The organism is Brevundimonas sp. 1080, from assembly GCF_040545985.1.
Taxonomy (GTDB): Bacteria; Pseudomonadota; Alphaproteobacteria; order Caulobacterales; family Caulobacteraceae; genus Brevundimonas.
On record NZ_JBEPMW010000004.1, the window covers coordinates 91,971 to 114,586 of the forward strand.

Sequence of the window (22,616 nt, forward strand, 5' to 3'; positions counted from 1 at the left end):
CTGAACTTTTTAGACGCCCAGGATCCAGCCTTCTTCCTGTTCGACCTGGGCGATCAGCTCGGGCGGGGCGTCCTTGGGCGGGGCGAACGCCTTGGCGAGGTCGCCGGCCTCGTCCATCTGAGCGAGCGCTTCAGCCGTGGAGCGGACCCGGGCCTGATCCTTAAACTCACCGGGTTGAAGCTTGGTCTCGTGCATCGACGGCCAGACCTCGACAACCAGGGCCGACAAGGGTTCCACGTCATCAGGCGTCAGCGCGCGCCAGCCGGTGCCGAAGGGCCAGACGGCGCCTGACGGGCCGAGGCTTTCCAGCAGCCGACGCACAGCGGGGATGCCGACCAGGGTCTGGCCGCCGACTGCGCCCGCGCCGTGCATCTGCCACACGCTCTTAGGCTGAAGCCGGCCCTTGCGGGCTGCGTTTTCTGTGGCGCGGAACTCGGGGATGTCGGCGCCGGAGCCTGCCGGGGGCTTGGTCGTGGTCAACCAGCGCTGGGCCTGTTTGGCCGGCGCGCCCCACAGAGGCCAGGCCTCGTCGGTCATCAGCCGGTTCATCTTGGCCGCAACCTGATAGCGGTTGTTGGTGTTGTCGGCCTTATCCACGACGTTCGAGGCGATGAATTTCCACATGGCTTGCCACGGGGTTCCGTCCAACTTCAGCCGCGCGGCTGTGCCGACGGGATAACCGAAGTTGAAGTCCAGCCCGACCAACACCCGGTCGCCGCGCTTTCTGTGGTCCGCCAGGATCGAGGCCAGCAGGGCTTCGCCTTCGGCACGGGTCGCGACATTGTGCGTCTCGGTATAAAGGCGGAAACGCACGTCGCGCTTGGCCACGCCGATCCACAGCGAGGTGTCGCCGAGCTTCTTGGTTTCGGCGGCTGTCCAGTCGGCGACGATATAGGCGTCGAAAAGGCGGGCCAAGGCGGCCTCCCTGATAAAGGCGTGTCGGATAGGAGTGAGCCGGGCTTCTAACGCCGCATCGCGGCGACTGAAAGGCCCATGCGGCGTCTCAGCCCTTCAGCAGGGCTTCCAGATGCGACAACCAGCGGCGGCCGAGACGAAGCGCCTCGCCGGGCGACCCCGTCTGAACGGGCAGGGCGGCGTCCCACAGGGCCAGCTCGAACTCCGGGTGGCGGGCGTCGGCGAACATCAGGCGCAGCACGACCTGTTCGGCGTCGGGGGCCAGCACGTCCAGCGACTTGCGCGCCTCGCCCCGGCGGATGCGGGCGACGACGTGGCCGTCCACGATGATCTCTCCCCCCTCGACCTCATCGAAGGCGTAGACCAAGCCATGGGCGCCGTTGGCCCAAAGCACGACGACCTGTTCGACGTCGAAGTTCAGGGCGCAGGCGCGACCTTCGCCCGGCGACAAGGCCTCGACCTCTGGCGCGGCGCCCAGGGTCTTGAGCATGGCGCGGTGCAGGCGGCGCGGCGGCTCCATCCACCACGACAGCGCCAGGGCCAGGGTCGTCAGCAGGGCCGCCGCGAGGGCGATCAGCAGCACCACCCGCAAGACGTCGGCCATGGTCGTCAGGCCTCTAGATCAATGTCGATCACCACGGGAACGTGGTCGCTGGGTTTTTCCATGTCGCGGGCGTCGCGGTGGGTCTCAATCCCCCGAAACCGGTCGGCGGCCTGGGGCGACAGCAGGGCGAAGTCGATTCGGATGCCATGGTCACGCTGCCAGGCGCCGGCCTGATAGTCCCAGAAGGTGTAGGCGCCAGCGGGTTCGCCGGCGATCTCATGCGCGTCGGCCAGGCCCAGATTCTTCAGAGCGCGGAAAGCCTGACGGCTCTGAGGCTGGAACAGGGCGTCGTCGGTCCAGGCGGCCGGGTTCTTGGCGTCCTCGGCCTCGGGGATGACGTTGTAGTCGCCGCACAGGGCCAGCGGCTCCTCGAACGCCAGCAGATCCTGGGCATGGCGGTTTAACCGATCGAACCAGGCCAGCTTGTAATCGAACTTCTCGGTCCCGATCGGGTTGCCGTTCGGCAGATAGAGGGCGCCGACACGAATGGGCCTGGGCGCCTCGACCAGGGCCTCGATGTAGCGCGCCTGTTCGTCGGTCTCGTCGCCGGGCAGGCCGCGCCGGATGTCGGATAGCGGATACTTCGACAACAGGGCGACGCCGTTGTAGCTCTTCTGCCCGTGGGTCTCGACATTGTAGCCCAGGCTCTCGAAAGCCTCGCGCGGGAACTTCTCGTCCACGCATTTGATCTCCTGGAAACAGGCGACGTCGGGGGCGGCCTGCTCCAGCCACGCCAGCACGGTGGGCAGGCGGGCGTTGACGGAGTTCACGTTCCAGGTGGCGATGCGCATGACGGCGACGCTAGGCTGCGTCTCGGTTTTGGAAAAGAGGGCGCAAAAGAAAAGGGCCGCCGGATCGCTCCGACGGCCCTGCGATCAGTCTTTTGACTGGCTTAGAGGCGGCCGCCGGCGGGCGCCGCAGCAGCGGCCGGAGCCGTCGTCAACTTGCAGCCGCCGCCGATCTGCTGGGCGGTGGCGCAAGGATAGATCTGCTGAACGACATTTTCCGCGTTCAAGCGAGCAATGACGCCATCAGCGCCGTTGCATTTGGCTTCATAGAAGACGCCATTGGCGTTACGGCCCATCAGTCGGGCTTCCGTCACGTCGCAGGATGCAGCTTCCGAGCCGGCCAGCAGAGTCTTCACGTAGCCGGCGTTCTCGGCTGGAGTGGTGAAAGTGCAGGTTCCATTTTCGGCCAGAACTTGAATGCAGGGGGTTTTAGTCCAAGCGTTGTTCAGTTGCTTGAACCAGAAACCTGCTGCATCCGAGCAGCCCGCTTCATACAGAATGCCACCGTCGTTCGACTGTCCCAAAACTTTTACTTGATCGACGGTGCAGGCGACGCCAGCTTGAACAGCGTATTGTCGCAAAAATTTCTGAGTGTCTGTGTTTGCGGCAATGGTGCACTGCGGACCAGGATCGGCGGCCGGATCACGCGCGCGCAATGTCTCGGCAGTGTGGGCCAGCAACACGCAGTTGATTGCTGAAGGCGGTGTCTTCGATTCGATGATGAAGCCTGGACCAACGGCGCACGCCACTTCATAAACAGAGGTCTTGGCTTCGGTCTGCCCCAGCAACTTGGCTTCACTAACTTGGCAATTGGTATTGGCGAGGGTGGCTTGTTGCTGGGCAGCAGCTTGAACTTGTTCAGCGCTCGGCGCTGCTGGCGTGCGTTCGCGGCGCTGGCGGCCAGCGGCGGCTCTCGATGTGCCCTGTGTTACGGCGGGCTCGATGTCGTTATTGCGAGGTTGCTGGCGCTCTTGGGCCATGGCTGGGGCGACGGCGAAGGCGCTGAACACAAGCGCCGCAAAGGCGGCGGCGAGGTGGGACTTCATGGAAACACCTTGGGTTTCTGAATGCATGGCTGCTTCGTGGCGGTGTATTTGGGCGGGGTCAAGGCGGGTGTGGACGGCGGCGAGGGACACGGGCTAAGTATCTGCGCGTTTCGATTGGAGACTGACTTGGCTGATGGAACGGCGCCGACGACTGCCGCGAAGGATGGGCGGGGGCTGACCTATCCGTTCGACGCCGTGCCCCGCGCGGGCGAGGCGATCGAGGTCGCGCGCGGCGTGCTGTGGCTGCGGTTCGCCCTGCCGTTCCAGTTGGATCATGTGAATGTTTATGCGATCCGGGACGGCGACGGCGACGGCGACGGGTGGGTCGTCGTCGATACGGGTTTGAAGACATCGGCGACCGTCGCGGCGTGGGAGGCGGCGCTGGATGGCGCGTTGGGCGGCGATCCGGTGACGCGGCTGATCTGCACCCATATGCATCCCGATCACATCGGACTGGCGGGCTGGCTTTGCGAGCGGTCGGGCGCGCCGCTGCTGATGTCGCGACTGGAGTATGTGACCGCGCGGATGCTGATGGCCGAGGCGGCGGGCGATGCGCCGGCGGACGGCGAACGCTACTATCGTGCGGCAGGTTGGAACGATGAGCAGATCGCGCGCTGGCGGGCCGACTACGGCGGTTTTGGCAAGGGCGTGGCGACGATGCCGCGCAGCTATCTCCGACTGTCCGACGGCGATGTCGTTCAGATCGACGGCGACGACTGGAGCGTGGTGGTCGGGTCGGGCCATAGTCCCGAGCACGTTTGCCTGTGGCGGAGGTCGGACGACGTCTTCATCGCCGGGGATCAGATCCTGCCGCGCATTTCCTCCAATGTTTCGGTCTGGCCGACGGAGCCTGAAGCCGATCCGCTGGGCGACTGGATGGACTCGCTGGACAGACTGAGGGCGCTGTTGCCGGAGGGCGCATTCGTCCTGCCGGCCCATGGCGAGCCTTTCTACGGCGTTCATGCGCGGCTCGATGCCCTGAAGCGAGGGCATGAGGTCGCGCTGAAACGGCTTGAGCGGACGTTGCGTCAACCGTCTAGGGTGATCGACGGCTTCCCCGCCGTCTTCGGTCGGGCGGTCGGGGACGGGGTGCTGGGCATGGCCACGGGCGAGGCCCAGGCGCACCTGAACTATCTGGAACGACGCGGCCGCGCCCAGCGGACGCGCGACGATAGCGGCGTCGACTGGTGGAGCGCCGTCGCACAGGACGAGGAAACGACGTGAGCGAACACATCCGCAGCGAACTGGCCGACGGCGTTCTGACCGTCACTCTGGACCGCGCCGACAAGAAGAACGCCATCACCCAGGCCATGTATTCGGCCTTGGCCGAGGCGACGGAGCGGGCGCGGACCGACGATGCGGTGCGGGTGCTGCTGCTGCGCGCGGAGGGCGACAGCTTCTCGGCCGGCAATGACATTCAGGATTTCATCGCCCTGGGCTCGCAGGGGGCGGGGCCGGGCGAAATGCCTGTGTTTCGTTTCATGAAGGCGCTGGCGGACCTGGACAAGCCGGCGGTGGCCGCCGTGAAGGGGCGGGCGGTCGGGATCGGCCTGACGATGCTGTTGCACTGCGATCTGGTGGTGGTCGCCGAGGATGCGCTGCTGTCCGTGCCCTTCGTCAATCTGGCGTTGGCGCCCGAGGCGGCGTCCAGCCTGTTGTTGCCGGCCGTGATCGGTCATCAGCGGGCCTTCGAACTGTTTGCGCTGGGCGAGCCGCTGGATGGCCGGACGGCCCTGGCCTGGGGCATCGCCAATCGCGCGGTCCCGGCCGATCAGGTCGAGGCGACGGCGGCGGAACTGGCGGCCAAGGTGGCGGCCCGCGCGCCTAACTCGATCCGCAAGACCAAGCGGCTGATGCGTGACGCAGAAGGTCTGTGGGGACTGATGCAGCGCGAGGGCGAAGCCTTCGGCTCGCAGATGCGCAGTCCCGAGGCGATGGAGGCCTTCATGGCCTTTACGCAGAAGCGGGCGCCAGACTTTTCGAAGGCGGGTTAAGCGGACGTCATAAGGCCTTGCCTTGATTTGGCGCAGCTTTGCTTCTAGGTGCGCGCGCCGATGTCGCACGCCCTTGCCATACCTCCGGCCGTAAGCCGTATTGAAGCCGAGACCCCGGCCGACGCCGAAGGCGTGGATGCGCTTGTCATGGCCGCTTTCGGGCCGGGTCGGTTCGCCAAGACGGCCGAGCGTCTGCGCGAAGGCTCGCAGCCAAGCGCGGGTTTTGTCGTGAAGCGCGATGGGGACGTGGTGGGCTCGGTGCGACTGTGGCCGGTCGTGGTTGGAGACACCTCGGCCCTGTTTTTGGGGCCGATCGCCGTGGACGCCGGCCGCCGGAGCGACGGACTGGGCGCCGAACTGGTTCAGGCGTGCGTGGATCACGCACGGACGCTGGACGTCGGCGGCGTGCTGCTGGTTGGAGATGCGGCCTATTTCGAGCGGTTCGGTTTCGCCCCTGCGCCCGCGGCGACGCTGCCTGGACCTGTGGATCGCCGCCGCGTCCAGTGGCTGGCGACCGGGGTGGATCAGGTTTCGGGTTCGGTCGCATCGGCTGACCCTTTCCCGCACGGTTCGCGGGGCCTAAGTCAGGGGGATGGATAATCCCAGGTCAGGACTGAACGCTGTCGCCGAGGCGGCCAAACAGGCGCCCGGCAAGGGGTTGCCGCCGGTCCACCTGTGGCATCCCGAGCATTGCGGCGACATCGACATCGTCATCCGGGCGGACGGCGTCTGGATGCATGAAGGCTCGCCCATTGGCCGCAAGGAGTTGGTGCGGCTGTTCTCGACGGTGCTAAGGAAAGACCCGGACGGCTATCACCTGGTCACGCCGGTCGAAAAGCTGAAGTTCACCGTCGAGGATCTTCCATTCCGGGCTGTCGCGATGCGGCGGGAAGGCGACGTCCTGATTTTCACCACCGATGTCGGTGACGAGGTTACGGCAAGCGAAGCCGATCCCATCGTCGTCGAAACCGATCCCACGACAGGTGAGCCGGCGCCGCGCATCCATGTACGCCGCGATCTGTGGGCGCGCATCGCGCGGTCGGTCTTCTATGAAATGGTCGAGATGGCCCAAGAGGTCGATGGACGACTGGTCGTTCGGTCGGGCGGCCAGATTTTCTCCTTGGGCGCAGTGACGTGAGCCTGGAGACCTTGAAGGCCCGGCTGGTCGATCGGCTGGCGCCGGTCGAGACGTGGCGGCCTGAACTGGTCGCGGCGCGCTCCGACTTCGACCTGAACCCGCAAGCGAAACGGACGGCCAAGGAGCTTCGGCCGGCGGCGGTGCTGATCCCCATCGTGGCGCGGCCCGAGGGGGCGACCGTGCTGCTGACGCGGCGCGCGGACACCCTGGCGCGGCACACGGGACAGATCGCCTTTCCGGGCGGACGTCTGGATCCGGGTGAGACCGCAGTTCAGGCGGCGCTGCGTGAAGCGGACGAGGAGGTGGCGCTGGACCCGTCGGCGGTCGAGGTGCTGGGCCTTTCGGACGCCTATGAGACGGGGACCGGATTTCTGGTCACGCCGGTGATCGGCTGGCTACGCGAGGCGCCGCTCACGACGCCGTCGCCGGACGAGGTCGCCGAGGTGTTCGAGACGCCGTGGGACTTTCTGATGGACGCCGCCAACCATCGGCGCGACTTCTACGACATGGACGAGGGGCTGCGGCGCTGGTTCTGGGCCATGCCCTGGGGCGAGCGCTACATCTGGGGCGTGACGGCGGGGATTTTAAAGGCGTTGCACGTGCGGCTGTACGGGGACGAGGCTGCGCCAGAGTCGGCGGCCGACGAGGACGCGGCATGACCGCCTCCGTGGCAGGACAGCCCTGGCTGGAAAGCCAGGCGACGCGGGCGGTGATGCGGGCGCTGGAAGCGGCGGGCGGTGCGGGCTGCGCGCGGTTCGTGGGCGGCTGCGTGAGGAACAGTCTGTTGGGCCAGCCCGTCGACGACATCGACATCGCCACGCGCTTGCGGCCCGAACAGACCATCGAAGCGCTGAAGGCGGCGGGGTTGAAAGCCGTGCCGACGGGCGTCGAGCACGGCACGGTGACGGGCGTGTCGGAGCGGCGTCCCTATGAGATCACGACCCTGCGTCGCGATGTGGAGACGGACGGACGCCGCGCAGTGGTCGCCTTCACCGAGGACTGGGCAGAGGATGCGGCGCGGCGGGATTTTCGTCTGAACGCCCTTTACGCCGATGCGGCCGGGACGGTGTTCGACCCGACCGGCGGCGGGTTAGAAGATGCAGCGGCAGGACGCATCGTTCTCGTCGGCGTGGCGGAGACGCGCATCCGCGAGGACTATTTACGCATTTTGCGCTTCTTCCGCTTCTACGCCTGGTACGGGCGGGGAGAGCCGGACGCGGTCGGGCTGGCGGCGTGCGCGGCGCTGAAGGGCGGCATGGCGCAGCTGTCGGCCGAGCGGGTGTCCAAGGAGGTGTTGAAACTGCTGGCGGCGCCTGACCCGCGTGCGGCGGTGCGGGCGATGGCCGAGACCGGCGTGCTGGCCCAGGTGCTGTCGCAAGTGCAGCCGTTGCCGTTGTTCGAGGCGATGTGTGATCTGACCGACGATCCGGTGATGCGGCTGTCGGCCTTGCTGCCAGCAAATGCGGCGGTTGTGACGGAGATCGCGGGTAGTCTGAGATTGTCGAACGCGGTCCGAGATCGGCTAGCGGCGGCGGTCGCGGATGGGCCTGCCGTTTCGCCGACGATGAGTGACGCCGAGGCGCGGGCGGCGATCTATCGTTTGGGACGAAGGGCGTTCGAGGATCGGCTGATGCGCGCCGAGGCGGCTGGCGGGGGCGATGGCACGCGGCTGCGGGCGCTGGCCGCCGACTGGACGCCGGCCAAGATGCCGATCGGGGGGCGCGATCTCGCGCGTCTGGGCTTGAAGCCGGGGCCGGAGACTGGGCGGGTGTTGAAGGCGTTCGAGGACGGTTGGGTCGCTGACGATTTCCCTGCCGAGGGGCATGAGGCGCGGCTGAAGACCCTTATCGCGGCGGCTGAGCGCGGGTGAACTCGGTGACGACGGGGCGGTGGTCGGATCCTGTTGGCTCGCCCAGGCGGCGCGTGATCAAGGCTAGGTCTGGCGAGCGATAGACCTGGTCGATAGTGATGCCAGCGAAGGCGGGAATCTGGCTGGGCCAGGTGCTGGGCCAGCCGGGCGCGGGGACCAGGCCCAGGTCGGACTGGATTTGTTTGCCGATACGAGCGCTGGAGACGCTGTTGAAATCTCCGGCGGCGATAGTGGCATGCTCTGGCGCGGCCTTCATCCGCTCGGCCAGGGCCATGACCTGGCTGATCTGACTCCACTGATATTGATAGGGCCAAGGCCGCGTCAGGTGGACGCCGAAGACATTGATCGGGCCGATGGGCGTCTGAACCGTCGCGCCCACGGCGCTGAGGCCGTCGGGACGTTCGGGCAGGCGTTGCAGGATCGGATAGCGCGAGGCGATGATCGAGCGCGCGTGGTCGCCGGCGCGCGCCTGGCCGATCAGGACGCGGTGGGGATAGTCCGGCAGCAACTGGTCCAGCCGCGACGCCGGGGCCTGCCCCAACTCAACCAGCACCAGGATGTCGGCGTCGGCGGCCGCGATGGAGCGGCGCATCGCCGCGACATCGGTGTTGAACACATACAGATTGGCCGAATAGACCCGGACGATCGGCTGGTCAGGCACGGGCACGCCCTTCGTCGGCGTCCATTGCGGCCAGACCGACAGGGCCAGCACCACGCACGTCAGCCCACCGACGATCGAGGCCGGCCATAGGCGAAAGAGCAGACACGCCACGGTCACGCCGACGGCCGCCAGCAACACCGGCGATGTGAACTGCGCCAGGATATCCACCCAGCGATGGCCGATGCCGCTGAGTGCCGCCGCGCCGAAAGCCGCCAAGCCCAGCAGCAGGGCGCTGGCCGTCACATTCGCCGCCAGCTTGATCAGGGTCATCGAAGACGTATCTCTCGGATTGAACAGGAAGCCTCGCCCAGCGTTAAGGCGACGCTTTGGAGGGCGACATGGCCAGACGGTCGATCCGGGATATCGAAAACATCTGGTCCAATGTCGAGGGCGTCAAGAAACTGTCGGACCGGGTCATCGGCGTCGGCCCGTTCGGTATGGGGCTGGACGCCATGCTGACCTGGGTGCCGGTCGTCGGCACGGCATACACGGTCGGGACGGGCGGCTGGCTGATGCTTCAGGCCGTGCGGGCCAAGGCGACGCCGGCGACGCTGGCGCGCATGGGGGCCTATATGGCCATCGACACCGCCACTGGGACGGTGCCGATCGCAGGCGACATCGTCGATACCTTCTTTCCCGGACAGCTGATGGCGGCGCGGGCGCTGCAAAAACATATCGAAAGCACCCACTGGGTCGAGGACACCGAGGCCAATGCGCGCGCCACCGGCGACCACGAGATGCACGAGGCCCGCGTGCAGAACGACAAGACGCTGAAGCGGATCATCTATCTGCACGATTGAGGTGCGCTGGCTGAGGCGGCCTAGCCATCGTGTTCTCCGCAACGAATCTGCCTGAAATCAAGGACCTGAGCCAAATGACCGCCCGTCTTCCGGCCTGAGGAAGGGCTGCGCCCAGACTGATCTCCACGACAACGGAGAGAAGAATGAGCGACGATTTCAGCGCGCGTCTTAACCTGCCCTATCTGGCGGCGGGGCAGATGCAGAAGCATGTGACCCTTAATACGGCCCTGACCCGGCTGGACGCCCTGTTGCAGACGGCGGTGGTCAGTCGCACGACGGTCATCCAGCCGGCCGATGCGTCGGATGGCGATCTTTATATTCTCCCCGAAGAGGCCGAAGGCGCAGCCTGGGCCGGGCGGGCGGCCGGCGCCCTGATGCGGTTCGAGCGCGGCGGCTGGACCGTCGTGACGACGCCGCACGGCATGATCGCCGGCGTCCTGGATGAAGGCGTCGTGGTGGTGCGGGCCGATGAGGGCTGGATCACGCTGGGGCAGCGACTGGGCGAGGTGCAGGGCCTAACGCGGCTGGGTCTCGGGACGACCGCCGACGAAGCCAATCCCCTGGCGGCCAAGATCAACGCCGCCCTGTTCACGGCGCGCGGTGAGGCGGAAGGCGGCGACGGCGACCTGCGCCTGACGCTGAACAAGACGACGGCGGGCGATGTCCTGTCGCTGCTGTTCCAGAGCGGCTACGCCGCCCGCGCAGAGCTGGGCCTGATCGGCGACGACGATCTGGGCCTCAAGGCCTGCGATGACGCTGGGACATGGCGGTCGGTGTGGCGCGTGGATCGCGCGACGGGGCGTATCGCCTTTGACCAGGGGGCGGTCCGGCGTGAGACGACGCTGTTCACCAGCGATGACGACTATGCCCTGCCGGCCTGGGCGTGCTGGGTCGAGGCGACCTGCGTGGGCGGTGGCGGCGGCGGGGGCGAAGGGCTGACGGGTCCGTCTGGTGCCCCACGCCTCGGCGGTGGCGGAGGCGGCGCCGGCGGGCTGAGCCTCGCGCGATGGTCGGCGGACGATCTGGAGGGCGTCCTGTCGGTCAAGGTCGGCGCCGGCGGGATCAGTGGCGTTTCGGGCGGCGATAGCGAGGTCGCGACGGGTGACACGGTCCTGTTGCGCGCGACGGGCGGGACCGCAGGCGGCCCTGGCGTCGGTGGAGTAGGCGGTATCGGCCAACGGCTCGCCAATCCCGGCGGGAGCTCTTCGACAACCGCGACGGCGGCGACGGGCGCAGAAACCCTCTGCGCGGACGGGCCGGGCGGAGGCGGGGCAGGCGGCGGTCTGAGCGCGGCCGGTGTCGCCTATGCCGGAGGCGTGGGCGGCGTGGGCGGCTGGTCGGGCCTTTGCGCGGCCGGCGGCTTCGCGGGCGCTGCAGGGCAGGCTTCGCCCAAGCCGCTGTTGTCGATCGTCGGCGGCGGCGGCGGGGGCGGCGACGCATCAGCGAGCGCAGCGGGCGGCCCCGGCGGCTCAGGCGCGCTGTTCGGGGCCGGGGGCGGGGGAGGCGGCGCGGGTCTGACCTTCGGCGGCCAAGGCGGTTCGGGCGCTTTGGGCGCGGTTCTGATCACGGTCGTCGGATGAGCCGGCGTGGACATCCGGCTGAGCCGGTCGAGGTGCTGGAGGCCGAGGCGTGGGAAGCGCCCGACAGCCTCAGCGACGGGGAATGGCGCGCCCAGTCCGGCTGGGACGGCCGCTGCGCCATCGAAACCTATGACGAGGAGGACGAACGATGACCCGACACAGACATGGGGCGATTCCCTTGGCGGAGGGGCGGTGGCTGTTCCGTCGGCTCTATGTCTTCGCCGTCAGTGCGGGACTGTGGGTGCTGTTGATGCGCACGGTCGGGCGGACGCCGGCTGAGATGCTGCCCAGGATCACGGACGGGCTGATGGGCCTGCTGGCCCTGATCCTGGTGCTCTATCTGGTGGCGCCGACCGCTCAGCAGTTGATCACCCTGATCGCCACCGCAAGGCTGCGGATCAGCGGAGGTCGACCATGAGCTTTCGTCTGTCTAGCCGGTCGCGGGCACGGCTCGTCGGCGTGCATCCGGCCCTGAGTGCGGTGGTCGAGGCGGCGATCGCGCGCACGCCGGTGGATTTCATAATCACCGAGGGACTGCGCTCGGCCGAACGTCAGGCCGCCCTGGTCAAGGCGGGCGCCAGCCGCACGACGCGCTCGCGCCATCTGACGGGCCATGCCGTCGATGTCGCCGCCCTGGTCGAAGGGCAGGTGCGATGGGACTGGCCGCTGTATGGCCGGATCGCCGAGGCGTTCAAGGCGGCGGCGCTCGACCTGAAGACGCCTCTGATCTGGGGCGGCGACTGGAAGACGCTGCGGGACGGTCCGCATTTCGAGCTGGATCGAAAGGCTTTTCCATGAGCGCCGGATCGATACTGCGGGCGGTGACGCCGCTCGGCTGGCTGGTGGTGGGTGCGACAGCGTTGGCGCTGGGGGTCGTCCTGCTGGGCGGGCTTGGCTTCCGCTGGGACCCGCTGAACCTGCAGCACAAGCGTCTGGAGGCCGCGCGCACTCAGGCGCGGGATGCGACGGCCGTGGCGGCGGCGCAGGCTGACGCCCGACGCATCGAAATCGAAGGCGCTGCGGCTCAGGCCCAGCGCGTCGATCACTATCACCACATGACGGGGGCGGCGGAGCGGGCGACCACGGCCGCCGTCGCCCAGAGCAGGAGCGCCGACGATGCCGATCAACCCTTGGAGAACCGCCGCGCTGATCGCCTGCGCGACCATGACGGCGAACTGTGCCGCGTCGCCCCCGATCTCGACGGTTGCGCCGGCGCGACTGGTCTTGCCGGAGGCGGCGACACGGCCGTGCGCGCTGGCGACCCTGCCGGCTGAACCGACGGCCGGCGATCTGGACGCAGCCTATCTGCTGCGTGGCGCCCAGATCGTGGCTTGCGACGGGGCGCGGCGGCTGGCGGTCGAGACCCTGTTGGCCGAACGCGCGATGCACGACGCGCAGGTGCCACGCCGCGACTGACGCCCTGCAAAAACGACTCGGCAACTTCTGCCGCCTGGTGTGCAAGCTTGCCGGGTCGTTTCGCAAAACGTCGAGATAAGTTCAATGAAATCAGCGTCGGCGTCTGGCTGGCGGCATATTTTGGACTGGCCCCGCCCTTGCTCTCCTGAAGACCGAGCAAAACGCTCCTGACGCTAAAATGGCGTCGGACATCACACGAAGTGAACAGGAAAGCCAAAATGGCTACGAGCATCAATACGAACTACGGCGCCGCTGTCGCGCTGCAAAACCTCAATGCGACCAACGCTATGTTGGAGCGCACGCAAAACCGTGTCTCGACGGGCCTGAAGGTGGGCTCGGCCAAGGACAACGGCGCGATCTACGCCATCGCGACGACCCAGCGCGCCAACATGGGCGCCATGGATGCGGTTCGGAATTCACTCCAGCGCGGACAGTCGATCGTCGATGTGGCTCTGGCCGCCGGCGACACCATCACCGCCGCACTGGAAGAGATGAAGTCGCTGGCCGTCAGCATTCAGTCCTCGGTCGCCGGCTCGGCCGCCGAAACGTCTTATCTGGCCGATTTCAACGCCTTGGGTAAGGAAATCGACGCGGCGCTGAAGGGCGCGACCTTCGATGGCGTCAACCTGTGGAACACCACCACCGCCACCAACATCACCACCAACGTCAGCGGCGGAACCTATCAGATCGGTTTCGGAACGACCGACAAGGCGGCCGCCGCCCCGATCACGGCCGTCTCCGCCGGCACCGCCGCCCGCGCCGGTGCCACGACCGCCATCGTCGATGCGGCAATCACCGAGATCACTGCTGACTTGGCCACGATCGGCACCCAGTCCAAGTCGGTCGGGCGTCAACTGACCTTCGTCAACAAGCTGCAGGACTCGACCGAGGCCGGCATCGGCAACCTGGTGGACGCAGACCTGGCCAAGGAAAGCGCCAAGCTGACCGCTCTGCAGACCAAGCAACAGCTGGGCGTGCAGGCGCTGTCGATCGCCAACCAGGGCAGCTCGATCCTGTTGAGCCTCTTCCGCAACTAAGCCCGCCATTGGGCTGAAGGCTTCGCCTTTCGCCGTGTGGTGACCCCACGCAGGCGCAGACCAACTCGACGTGCGCCCGGCAAATCTTGCCTGGTGCGCGGACCAGCCCGGCAAGAGCTGCCGGGTCGGAAGGAGGGTAAATCAAAGGTAAACCAGTAAAATCAGTTAGTTGTAGGCTTTTGTGCGGATCAAAAATGGCCCGGCAATTGCTTCTTACTCACCGAGCAAAAAGCTCCCGGCGGCAAAACGACGCCGGAAATCACTGAAGTGAACAAGGAGGGCCAGAAATGCCCAGCATCAATACGAACTACGGCGCCGCAGTCGCCCTGCAGAGCCTGAACAAGACCAACGCCCAGCTGGAAACCACCCAAAACCGGATCAGCACCGGCATGAAGGTGTCTTCGGCCAAGGACAATGGCGCGATCTTCGCCATCGCCACCCAGCAGCGCGCCAACGCCGCTTCGCAAGACGCGACGCGTAACTCGCTGCAACGCAGCCAATCGATCACCGACGTGGCCCTGGCCGCCGGCGACACGATCACCTCCGCCCTGGAAGAGATGAAGTCGCTCGCTGTCAGCATCCAGTCTTCGGTTGCCGGTTCGGATGCTGAGACGGCCTATCTGAAAGACTTCAACGCCTTGGGCGCGGAAATCGCCACCGCGATCTCTGGCGCTTCGTTCGATGGCGCCAACAGCCTGACGACGCCTCTGGGCGTCGCCTCGGTGACCGGCCTGACGGGCGGCTCCGTCGCTCGTGCGGGCGCCACGACGGCTGCGGTGGACGCCGGCATCGCGACGGTCACATCGTCGCTGGCGACGCTGGGCACCCAGTCCAAGTCGCTGGGTCGCCAGATCACCTTCGTCAACAAGCTGCAAGACGCGATGGAAGCCGGTGTCGGCAACCTGGTCGATGCAGACCTGGCCAAGGAAAGCGCCAAGCTGACCGCCCTGCAAACCAAGCAGCAGCTGGGCGTGCAGGCGCTGTCGATCGCCAACCAGGGCAGCTCGATCCTGCTGAGCCTGTTCCGCTAAGGCCCACGGCCCGATCGCTGAGGCGGTCGGGCCAAGGCCGCATCTGATCGGTCGTCGGTTCCCGGCGCCCGGACCTGAGCAAAATGCTCACCCCGGCAAAACGCCAGGGGATCTCACGAAGTGAACAAGGAGGGCCAGAAATGCCCAGCATCAATACGAACTACGGCGCCGCAGTCGCCCTGCAGAGCCTGAACAAGACCAGCGCCCAGTTGGAGACGACCCAGAACCGGATCAGCACCGGCCTGAAAGTCTCCTCGGCCAAGGACAATGGCGCGATCTTCGCCATCGCCACGCAACAGCGCGCCAACGCCGCCTCGCAAGACGCGGTTCGCAACTCGCTGCAACGTGGTCAGTCCATCGTCGATGTGGCCCTGGCGGCCGGCGACACCATCACCTCCGCCCTGGAAGAGATGAAGTCGCTCGCGGTCAACATCGCCTCGTCCACGGGTTCGGCGAAGACGGCCTACGAGGCCGACTTCACTGCCTTGGGCAAGGAAATAAACGACGCGATCGCCGGCGCCAGCTTCGACGGGGTCAACCTGTTGAACACGGCCGCAGGCACGACCACCGACGTTCAGACGGGTTCAGGCACCTATCGCCTGGGCACCGCTACGGCGGTCAGCGCGAACACCCAGCTGGCGATGTTCACGGCGGCGACGCCGACCGTCGCCAACTACACCACCGCGAACGTCGATCTGGCGATCGCGGGCGTGACCAGCACCCTGGCCACCCTGGGCACCCAGTCCAAGTCGGTCGGGCGTCAGATCACCTTCGTCAACAAGCTCCAGGACGCAATGGAAGCTGGCGTGGGCAATCTGGTGGACGCCGATCTGGCCAAGGAAAGCGCACGACTGACCGCCCTGCAAACCAAGCAACAGCTGGGCGTGCAGGCGCTGTCGATCGCCAACCAGGGCAGCTCGATCCTGCTGAGCCTCTTCCGCTAAGGCCCGGAGACCTCGCCGTCTCGGCGGCGAGGTCGTGGCCTTGAACCCCGAGCAAAACGCTCACCCCGGCAAAACGCCGGGGCTCTCACGAAGTGAAAAGGAGGGCTAGAAATGCCCAGCATCAATACGAACTACGGCGCCGCAGTCGCTCTGCAGAGCCTGAACAAGACCAGCCAACAGCTGGACACGACCCAAAACCGGATCAGCACCGGGATGAAGGTGTCGTCGGCGAAGGACAACGGTGCGATCTTCGCGATCGCCACGTCGCAACGCGCCAACGCCGCTTCGCAGGACGCCGTTCGCGCCGGCCTGCAACGCACCCAGTCGATCACCGACGTGGCTCTGGCCGCCGGCGATTCCGTCACTTCCGCTCTGGAAGAGATGAAGTCGCTCGCCGTCAACATCGCCTCGTCGACCGGTTCGGCGCAGACGGCCTACCTGGCCGACTACAACGCCCTGGGTCTGGAAGTCGCCTCGGCCATCTCCGGCGCGACCTTCGACGGCGTGAACAGCCTGACGGCTCTGGGTTCGAACGCGGCGATCACCGCCGTGAACACCGGCAGCATCACGGCCGCCAACGCCACCGCTGCGAACGTCGACGCCGCCATCGCGGCCACGACGAGCGCTCTGGCGACCCTAGGCACCCAGTCCAAGTCGCTGGGCCGTCAGATCACCTTCGTCAACAAGCTTCAGGACGCTCTTGAAGCCGGCGTGGGCAACCTGGTCGATGCAGATCTGGCCAAGGAAAGCGCCAAGCTGACCGCCCTGCAAACCAAGCAACAGCTGGGCGTGCAGGCGCTGTCGATCGCCAACCAGGGCAGCTCGATCCTGCTGGGCCTGTTCCGCTAAGACGCGGCCGGAGCGGTTTCGCGACCGCTCCGGCTGATCGTTTGTTTCTCTAGAGGGCGTGGGACGACCTGCGCGTGGAGCCATGACAGACAATGTCGCGAGATCAGTAAGCGTACCTCAGATCCCTCCCGTCAGTCCGGTCGCCATCCAGCCTGCGACGCCGGCCCCGGCAGCCAGGAACGACAACCACGACGCCAGCCGCTTTCGCCTCACCATCGAGGCCGTGGGCGACAACCGCTTCGTCTACAAGGTCCTGGACCGGGTGACGGGCGAGGTGATCCGCCAGCTGCCGCGCGAGGATGTCGAAAAGCTGAACAGCGACCCGACCTATCGCGGCGGTCGTCTGGTCGATACCGCCGTCTGACGACAGGCGAGGTCTCAAACTTTTTAACGCCGCCGGCTTGCCGGGCGGCGCAATCATGGTTTCCGGCGCGTTAACCATGTGATTACGACTTATGGTTAATCCTGTAGCCCACAGAACGTCCGGGGGCTTGAAGCCATGACCACCAGCATCCACACCAACACCTCGGCGATGATCGCCCTGCAGAATCTGAACCGCACCAACGACCAGTTGGCGGCGACGCAGAGCCGGGTGAACACGGGGCTGAAGGTTCAGGGCGCGCGCGACAACGCTGCGGTCTGGGCGGTGGCTCAGGGGCAGCGCGCAGACCGGGGGTCGCTTGAAGCCGTCACCACCAGCCTGAACCGCGCGACATCCATCGCCGACGTGTCGCTGGCGGCCGGCGAGCAGATCTCGGACATCCTGCTCGAGTTGAAGCAGAAGGCGACCGCAGCGGCGGACCCGAGCGCCAGCACCGCCACACGCACGTCCTACAATGATGAGTTCCAGGCGCTGCTGAGCTCGATCGACTCGTTCGCCAACAACGCCATCTTCGACGGCGCCAACATTCTGGACGGTTCGGCGACGACGACACTCAATTTCCTGGCCAGCGCCGACGGCGCCGAAACCATCGCGCTGGATCGGCAGAACCTGACCGTCGCCGGCCTGTCGCTGACCGGCTCGACCCTGACCAGCCAGGCCAACGCCACGACGGCTCTGGCCGCCGTCAACGCCGCCATCACCACCAGCAGCGCGCGTCTGGCCGAACTGGGCGCCCAGTCCAAGCAGATCGAGCGCCACACCACCTATGTCGGCAAGCTGTCGGACGCGCTGGAAGCCGGCATCGGCAATCTGGTCGACGCGGACCTGGCCAAGGAAAGCGCCCGCCTTCAGGCCCTGCAGGTCCAGCAGCAACTCGGCGTTCAGGCCCTGTCGATCGCCAACCAGGCGCCGCAGGTCATCCTGTCGCTGTTCAAGGGCTGATCCGACAGCTTAACGGTTCCTTATCGACGCCCGCCGCATGATAGGGTCGGAGCCGTCTGAATGATCAACAACAGCTATCTGCTGGGTCTTTTCGGAACGACGACGGGGACGTCGTCGTCAGGCGCCGCCACGACCGCCAGCGCGGCTGTTAAGACCAAGAAGACCCAGCCGACGGCCCCCTGGTCGTCCACGGCGATACCGGCGAAGGCCAGCGACCTGGTCCGCGCGGCTCTGGGCGGCCGCCGCCTGATCGACGAGAGCAATGTCAGCCTTGATCTGGCCGGCGCCTCCACCGACTACCGCAAGATGTTCGCCCTGTATCAGGGCCTGAACACGCTGGGCGCCCTGGCCGACCGTGCTGGCGTCAAGGGGCTGAGCGCGTCGGAAGCCGCCCTGGTGTCCAAGCGGTTCAGCGAAGGCCTGGCCGAAGTGTCGACCTATTTGAGCACCGCCAGTTTTGAAGACATGCGGCTGGTGCAGGGCGTGGCCCAGACCTCGGTCAAGAGCACCTATGCGCTGGAACGGGCGCCGACCAGTTTCGTCACCGCCCCCATTCACGACGGCGACCCCACCGCCTCGGTCAAGGCGTTCGAAGGCGACGTGAAGTTCTCCGTGACCGTCAAGACGGCGGCCGGGGAGCAGGCGATCGCCATGGACCTGTCCGAAATGGGCGCAACCGATCGGTCGTTGGCCAATGTCACCGCCTATATGAACGGCAAGCTGGAGGACGCGGGCGTCGCGACGCGCATCAGCGCTCAGTTGATCCAGGCCGAGCCGAAGACGGTCAAGAGCGGAACCAAGACCATCACTCTGCCCGCCGGACCGGATCAGTGGGCGTTGAAGGTCAATGGCGGGACCGGCGAAGCCATCAGCTTCCAGGCCGTCGACACCTCCGACGCCGTCTATGTGACGCAAGGGGTCGGGAAGACGGGCACGGCAGCCCAACTGCTGAAGTTCCAGGCCGACGGCGGCGCGGCGCCGGCCGCCCAGCAGGGCGTCGACGATCCGTTCTGGGTCGAGGGCAGGGTGGGGCACGCCGACCTGCCCAATGGCGTGGCTGCGGTTAAGGCTAGCGCCGTGGCGCCGGATGGTTCCATCTGGGTCGTCGCCGAACTGACGGCGGGCGACGCCAGTCAACCGATCAAGGGCGCGCGCGATGTCGCCCTGATGAAATATGATTCCGCCGGCAATCTGATGCAGACGAAGCTGCTCGGCGCCGCCTCCAGCGCCAACGGCTTCTCCATCGCTATCGACGACGACGGCCGGGTCGCCCTGGCCGGATCGGTGACCGGGGCGCTGGAACCCGGCAAGAGCGGCGACAACGCGGCCGTGGCCGACAGTTTCGTCTCTGTGTTCGACAGTTCGGGCCAAGAGTTGTGGACCCAGCGGCGCGGGGCCAAGGCGGCCGACGAGGCGACCGAGGTTCGCTTCGGCGCCGACGGCATGGTCTATGTCGCCGGACGGTCGAAGTCGGCCATGCCTGGCAATGCGGCCCTGGGCGGCTGGGATTCCTATCTTCAGGCCTTCCAGGAAAAGCCGATCAAGATCAACGGTCCGGACGTGGGCGTGAACGTCGCGACCGTGCAGTTCGGCACCAGCGGCGACGACTCCGTTCAGGCCATGACGGTGTCGGGAAACGACCTCTACACGGCGGGCGTCGAAAACGGGAAGGCGGTCGTGCGCCGCTTCACCCTGGATGCCGAGGGCGTACCGAGCCTGGCTTCGACGCGTGACCTTGGCTACGCCAGCGGCGCGATCGCCGGCATATCGGTTGAGAACGGCAAGGTCGTGGTGACCGGCCATACTGAAAACACCGCCCTCGATATCTCTACCGTGACCAACGTCCATGCCGGCGGCAGCGACGTCTTCATCGCCACCTTGTCGACCGACCTTCAGGTCTCGGCCAGCGACCAACTGACCTATTTCGGCGGGGCGGGCGCGGACACCGCCGCCGACGTCGCCATCAAGGACGGCAAGGTCTGGATCACCGGCACGAACCGGGCGGAAGGCGCCGGCAAGGACGACCCCACATCCGGCTATCTCGCGCAGATCGATCTGGCCACGGGCCAGGTCCAATCGAACCGAACCTGGCGCGCGGACGGCGATCAGGCCAAGCCGACCAGCCTGAGCATCGCAGCGGGCGGGGCCAGCGTGCTCGACCGCCTCGGCCTTCCTCAAGGCCAGATCATGCAGGCGGATTCCAAGCTGCTGACCGTCGCCACCTCTGCCCGCGTCGGCGATCAGTTTTCGATCAGCCCCGCGGCCGGCGGCCGCGCCGTCACCGTGACCATCGACGCCAAAGACACGCTGGAAAGCCTGGCCAAGAAGATCAACGCCGCCTCTGGCCGCCAGTTGGAAGCCAAGGTCATCACCGATCTGAAGGCCAAACCCATCGTCCAGCGCCTGGAAATCAAGACGGCGGCCAACAAGGACGGCGCCGTCATGTCCGCTGGGGCGATCGGCAAGGACGCCCTGGGCGCGCTTGGCCTGACGCCCGGTTTCGTCGGTCCGGTGAAGCCGGACAAGGACGCGATCAAGACCTATGGGCTGAATCTGTCGAACAAGCTGAACCTGAACGATCCCGCCTCGATCAAGGCGGCCATCGAATCGCTGGCTCAGGCGATGACGGCGGTCCGGTCATCCTATCGCGCCCTCGCGCCATCGACCGGCGGCATAACCAACACACAGACCGGCAACGGCTCCTCGACGGCCTATCAGCAGACGCAGCTGGCCAACTATCAGGCTGCGCTGAGCCGCCTGACGGCTTGATCGGGGTCGTGACCGGTCAAGGCGGTTGACGCCCGAGGCCGGGTCGGAGTTATTGACCTCCTCATCCGCGAAAGCCCGTTCATGGCCCTTCCGAAAGACAACCGCGTCATCCTGTTGGTCGGCGCCGGCGTGGCGATCGTCATCGCCGTCGTTCTCGCCCTGATCTTCACGGGCGGCGGCGACAAGACGACGGAAGCGCCGCCGGCGTCCAAGGGCGGGCTGGTGGTCAACCTGGCCGAGGCGCCCACGCTGGAGCCGACGCGGGAACTGCGCTGCTTCGTCGATGGTCAGTTCGTCGGCATGGCGACCCTGGCGGTCTGCGCCCAGCGCAATGGGCTGGCGACAGACGCTCTGGACGTCGGGCTGGACGCGACGGGCGCCTTGGCCGCCGCCCCGACCGCCGCCTTCGCACCGCCGCCCGAACTGCCTACGGTCGAGATGGCCGAAACCCCGCCGCCGGCCTCCGTCGAACAGACGCCTGCGCCGCGCCCCACGCCCGTGGCCAGCGGCAGCCCCTGCCTGCGCCACACCGGCTCGGACTGGCGCACCCTGTCGCCAAGCATGAGCCTGAACGCCTGCGTTCAGGCGCTGTACGCCGGAACCTGCGTCGGGCCGGGCGACGCCCAATACGGCCGCTGGGGCGATACGACCCTGCGTCTGGTGCCGCGCCGGGTGGAACAGTCCAATGACAACAACCGTTTCAGGACCTTGGCCGAGCAGGATCGCGACTGCCAATTCACGGGAATGAACTGATGCGTTTCGTCGCCCTCGCCGCCATCGCTGGGACTGCTCTGCTGGGCGCCTGCTCAAACGAACCCAAATATGAGTTCGCCGAGGGCGCGTGCTACTTCGTGGCGACGCCGGACAATGCGCCGCCACGCCTGCAGAAAATCGCCGACGACCAGCCCCAGCTCGAACAATGCGCCGCGCGGCTGGAGGAGATGCGTCTTCGCTTCCTGCGCATGGGTGGATCGAACCAGGAAATCGCCGGCGCCTACCAAGGGCGGTTCATCTTCGTGGACCGCGAGGGGGTCAAGATCGGCAAGAGCCTGACCGGCAGCCGCTTCTTCGCCATGGCGCGCACCGGCGACGGTCGTCTTGCCATCCCCGGCGCCATCCAGCGCGACGAGACGGGCCGTCCGATCGCCATCGCCGAGGACCCTGCCGCCAAGTAGGGCTTGCGCGGTCAGAACGAAAGTGGAACATTCGGTTAATGCTTATCCACTGATTTAGCGGGTTTGCTGTCGAAAGGGCTGGCGATGAGCCGTCGCCCCGGTCAGACATCGGACTGAATTGACGGGGCGGGCGAAGTCGTCGCCGCCTCACACGAGAAGGAAGTTTCCATGGCGGGCAGCGTCAACAAGGTCATTCTGGTCGGCAATCTGGGTCGCGACCCAGAGATCCGCTCCATGCCCAACGGCGACCGCATCGCCAACCTGTCCATCGCCACCTCGGAAACCTGGCGCGACAAGTCCTCGGGCGAGCGCAAGGAAAAGACCGAGTGGCACCGGGTCGTCATCTTCAACGACAACATCGTCAAAGTGGTCGAAAACTATGTGAAGAAGGGCTCGACCGTCTACATCGAGGGCGCGCTCCAGACCCGCAAATGGACCGACCAGCAGGGCGTCGAAAAGTACTCGACCGAGATCGTCGTCAGCCGCTTCAAGGGTGAGCTGACCATGCTGGGCGGCCGTTCGGAAGGCGGCTCGTCGGGCGGTGGTTACGGCAGCGGCGGTGGTCGCGGCGATGACGACTATTCCTCGGGCTTCTCCACCGGCGGCGCCAACAAGCCGAGCGGCCCCAAGGAAAGCTACGACCTGAACGACGACATTCCGTTCTGAGGTCAGACC

General features: G+C 66.6%; 28 protein-coding genes. 23 read left to right on the top strand and 5 right to left on the bottom strand.

The features are described from left to right. Positions 1-9: 9 nt before the first annotated feature. From ABIC32_RS14445 to ABIC32_RS14460, 4 genes are all read right to left on the bottom strand, one after another. Entirely contained in the window at positions 10-915 is a 906-nt protein-coding gene (locus ABIC32_RS14445) for a cobalamin biosynthesis protein CbiG (protein ID WP_354074648.1), read from the bottom strand. 88 nt (positions 916-1,003) lie between these two features. Further along, on the bottom strand, positions 1,004-1,519 hold the full coding sequence (locus ABIC32_RS14450; RefSeq protein ID WP_055753176.1) for a hypothetical protein: 516 nt from the start codon (positions 1,517-1,519) through the stop codon (positions 1,004-1,006). Between the two features lie 5 nt (positions 1,520-1,524). Continuing rightward, positions 1,525-2,310: an exodeoxyribonuclease III gene (gene xth, locus ABIC32_RS14455; RefSeq protein ID WP_354074649.1), complete on the bottom strand. Its 786-nt coding sequence runs from the start codon at positions 2,308-2,310 to the stop codon at positions 1,525-1,527. Between the two features lie 101 nt (positions 2,311-2,411). Beyond that, complete coding sequence (locus tag ABIC32_RS14460; protein WP_354074650.1) at positions 2,412-3,353, bottom strand: hypothetical protein; 942 nt, start codon at positions 3,351-3,353, stop codon at positions 2,412-2,414. Between the two features lie 126 nt (positions 3,354-3,479). Here ABIC32_RS14460 and ABIC32_RS14465 point away from each other — a divergent pair, with 126 nt between their 5' ends. From ABIC32_RS14465 to ABIC32_RS14490, 6 genes are read left to right on the top strand one after another with little or no spacing between them, the layout of a single operon-like run. Beyond that, positions 3,480-4,577, top strand: coding sequence for an MBL fold metallo-hydrolase (locus ABIC32_RS14465; protein WP_354074651.1), 1,098 nt, complete (start codon positions 3,480-3,482; stop codon positions 4,575-4,577). Then, the gene (locus tag ABIC32_RS14470) at positions 4,574-5,347 is read left to right on the top strand and encodes an enoyl-CoA hydratase (RefSeq protein ID WP_354074652.1); all 774 of its coding nucleotides are present in this window, start codon (positions 4,574-4,576) and stop codon (positions 5,345-5,347) included. Before ABIC32_RS14465 ends, ABIC32_RS14470 begins: the two co-directional genes overlap by 4 nt. Before the next feature lie 60 nt (positions 5,348-5,407). Then, on the top strand, positions 5,408-5,947 hold the full coding sequence (locus ABIC32_RS14475; RefSeq protein WP_354074653.1) for a GNAT family N-acetyltransferase: 540 nt from the start codon (positions 5,408-5,410) through the stop codon (positions 5,945-5,947). Beyond that, positions 5,940-6,485, top strand: a complete 546-nt coding sequence (locus ABIC32_RS14480) for a DUF1285 domain-containing protein (RefSeq protein ID WP_354074654.1) — start codon at positions 5,940-5,942, stop codon at positions 6,483-6,485. Before ABIC32_RS14475 ends, ABIC32_RS14480 begins: the two co-directional genes overlap by 8 nt. Further along, on the top strand, positions 6,482-7,144 hold the full coding sequence (locus ABIC32_RS14485; RefSeq protein WP_354074655.1) for a CoA pyrophosphatase: 663 nt from the start codon (positions 6,482-6,484) through the stop codon (positions 7,142-7,144). Before ABIC32_RS14480 ends, ABIC32_RS14485 begins: the two co-directional genes overlap by 4 nt. Continuing rightward, positions 7,141-8,355: a CCA tRNA nucleotidyltransferase gene (locus ABIC32_RS14490; protein ID WP_354074656.1), complete on the top strand. Its 1,215-nt coding sequence runs from the start codon at positions 7,141-7,143 to the stop codon at positions 8,353-8,355. Before ABIC32_RS14485 ends, ABIC32_RS14490 begins: the two co-directional genes overlap by 4 nt. Here ABIC32_RS14490 and ABIC32_RS14495 read toward each other — a convergent pair. Continuing rightward, entirely contained in the window at positions 8,330-9,286 is a 957-nt protein-coding gene (locus ABIC32_RS14495; protein WP_354074657.1) for an endonuclease/exonuclease/phosphatase family protein, read from the bottom strand. The two genes, ABIC32_RS14490 and ABIC32_RS14495, sit on opposite strands and share 26 nt — an antisense overlap. Before the next feature lie 68 nt (positions 9,287-9,354). On the opposite strand from ABIC32_RS14495, the gene ABIC32_RS14500 reads away from it, so the two are divergent. From ABIC32_RS14500 to ssb, 17 genes are all read left to right on the top strand, one after another. Beyond that, positions 9,355-9,816: a DUF4112 domain-containing protein gene (locus tag ABIC32_RS14500; RefSeq protein ID WP_354074658.1), complete on the top strand. Its 462-nt coding sequence runs from the start codon at positions 9,355-9,357 to the stop codon at positions 9,814-9,816. Between the two features lie 143 nt (positions 9,817-9,959). Continuing rightward, a complete protein-coding gene (locus ABIC32_RS14505; RefSeq protein ID WP_354074659.1) occupies positions 9,960-11,396 on the top strand; it encodes a DUF2793 domain-containing protein in 1,437 nt (478 codons plus the stop codon). Continuing rightward, the gene (locus ABIC32_RS14510) at positions 11,393-11,548 is read left to right on the top strand and encodes a hypothetical protein (RefSeq protein WP_176758241.1); all 156 of its coding nucleotides are present in this window, start codon (positions 11,393-11,395) and stop codon (positions 11,546-11,548) included. Before ABIC32_RS14505 ends, ABIC32_RS14510 begins: the two co-directional genes overlap by 4 nt. Beyond that, the gene (locus ABIC32_RS14515) at positions 11,545-11,814 is read left to right on the top strand and encodes a hypothetical protein (RefSeq protein ID WP_255366342.1); all 270 of its coding nucleotides are present in this window, start codon (positions 11,545-11,547) and stop codon (positions 11,812-11,814) included. Before ABIC32_RS14510 ends, ABIC32_RS14515 begins: the two co-directional genes overlap by 4 nt. Beyond that, positions 11,811-12,194 carry a M15 family metallopeptidase gene (locus ABIC32_RS14520; RefSeq protein ID WP_354074660.1) on the top strand — a complete coding sequence of 128 codons (384 nt, stop codon included), beginning with the start codon at positions 11,811-11,813 and terminating at the stop codon, positions 12,192-12,194. Before ABIC32_RS14515 ends, ABIC32_RS14520 begins: the two co-directional genes overlap by 4 nt. Next, positions 12,191-12,670 carry a hypothetical protein gene (locus ABIC32_RS14525; RefSeq protein WP_354074661.1) on the top strand — a complete coding sequence of 160 codons (480 nt, stop codon included), beginning with the start codon at positions 12,191-12,193 and terminating at the stop codon, positions 12,668-12,670. Before ABIC32_RS14520 ends, ABIC32_RS14525 begins: the two co-directional genes overlap by 4 nt. After that, positions 12,621-12,812 carry a hypothetical protein gene (locus ABIC32_RS14530; protein WP_284878309.1) on the top strand — a complete coding sequence of 64 codons (192 nt, stop codon included), beginning with the start codon at positions 12,621-12,623 and terminating at the stop codon, positions 12,810-12,812. Before ABIC32_RS14525 ends, ABIC32_RS14530 begins: the two co-directional genes overlap by 50 nt. Before the next feature lie 218 nt (positions 12,813-13,030). After that, on the top strand, positions 13,031-13,849 hold the full coding sequence (locus ABIC32_RS14535) for a flagellin (RefSeq protein WP_055808061.1): 819 nt from the start codon (positions 13,031-13,033) through the stop codon (positions 13,847-13,849). Positions 13,850-14,136: 287 nt separating this feature from the next. After that, positions 14,137-14,880 (top strand): flagellin, encoded by a 744-nt coding sequence (locus ABIC32_RS14540; protein WP_055753191.1) that lies wholly within the window; start codon positions 14,137-14,139, stop codon positions 14,878-14,880. A gap of 140 nt (positions 14,881-15,020) precedes the next feature. Then, positions 15,021-15,824, top strand: coding sequence for a flagellin (locus ABIC32_RS14545; protein ID WP_055753192.1), 804 nt, complete (start codon positions 15,021-15,023; stop codon positions 15,822-15,824). Positions 15,825-15,935: 111 nt separating this feature from the next. Next, positions 15,936-16,673, top strand: a complete 738-nt coding sequence (locus tag ABIC32_RS14550; protein WP_199060336.1) for a flagellin — start codon at positions 15,936-15,938, stop codon at positions 16,671-16,673. A gap of 82 nt (positions 16,674-16,755) precedes the next feature. Beyond that, positions 16,756-17,037, top strand: coding sequence for a FlaG family protein (locus ABIC32_RS14555; RefSeq protein WP_153923249.1), 282 nt, complete (start codon positions 16,756-16,758; stop codon positions 17,035-17,037). A 135-nt stretch (positions 17,038-17,172) separates the two neighbouring features. Next, positions 17,173-17,997: a flagellin gene (locus ABIC32_RS14560; protein ID WP_039245552.1), complete on the top strand. Its 825-nt coding sequence runs from the start codon at positions 17,173-17,175 to the stop codon at positions 17,995-17,997. Positions 17,998-18,057: 60 nt separating this feature from the next. Continuing rightward, a complete protein-coding gene (locus ABIC32_RS14565; protein ID WP_354074662.1) occupies positions 18,058-20,766 on the top strand; it encodes a glycoside hydrolase family protein in 2,709 nt (902 codons plus the stop codon). A gap of 81 nt (positions 20,767-20,847) precedes the next feature. Continuing rightward, a complete protein-coding gene (locus ABIC32_RS14570) occupies positions 20,848-21,519 on the top strand; it encodes a hypothetical protein (protein ID WP_354074663.1) in 672 nt (223 codons plus the stop codon). After that, positions 21,519-21,941 carry a PDC sensor domain-containing protein gene (locus ABIC32_RS14575; protein ID WP_354074664.1) on the top strand — a complete coding sequence of 141 codons (423 nt, stop codon included), beginning with the start codon at positions 21,519-21,521 and terminating at the stop codon, positions 21,939-21,941. The genes ABIC32_RS14570 and ABIC32_RS14575 overlap by 1 nt, the downstream gene beginning before the upstream one ends. A gap of 168 nt (positions 21,942-22,109) precedes the next feature. After that, positions 22,110-22,607: a single-stranded DNA-binding protein gene (ssb, locus tag ABIC32_RS14580; protein WP_066626160.1), complete on the top strand. Its 498-nt coding sequence runs from the start codon at positions 22,110-22,112 to the stop codon at positions 22,605-22,607. Positions 22,608-22,616 lie beyond the last annotated feature (9 nt).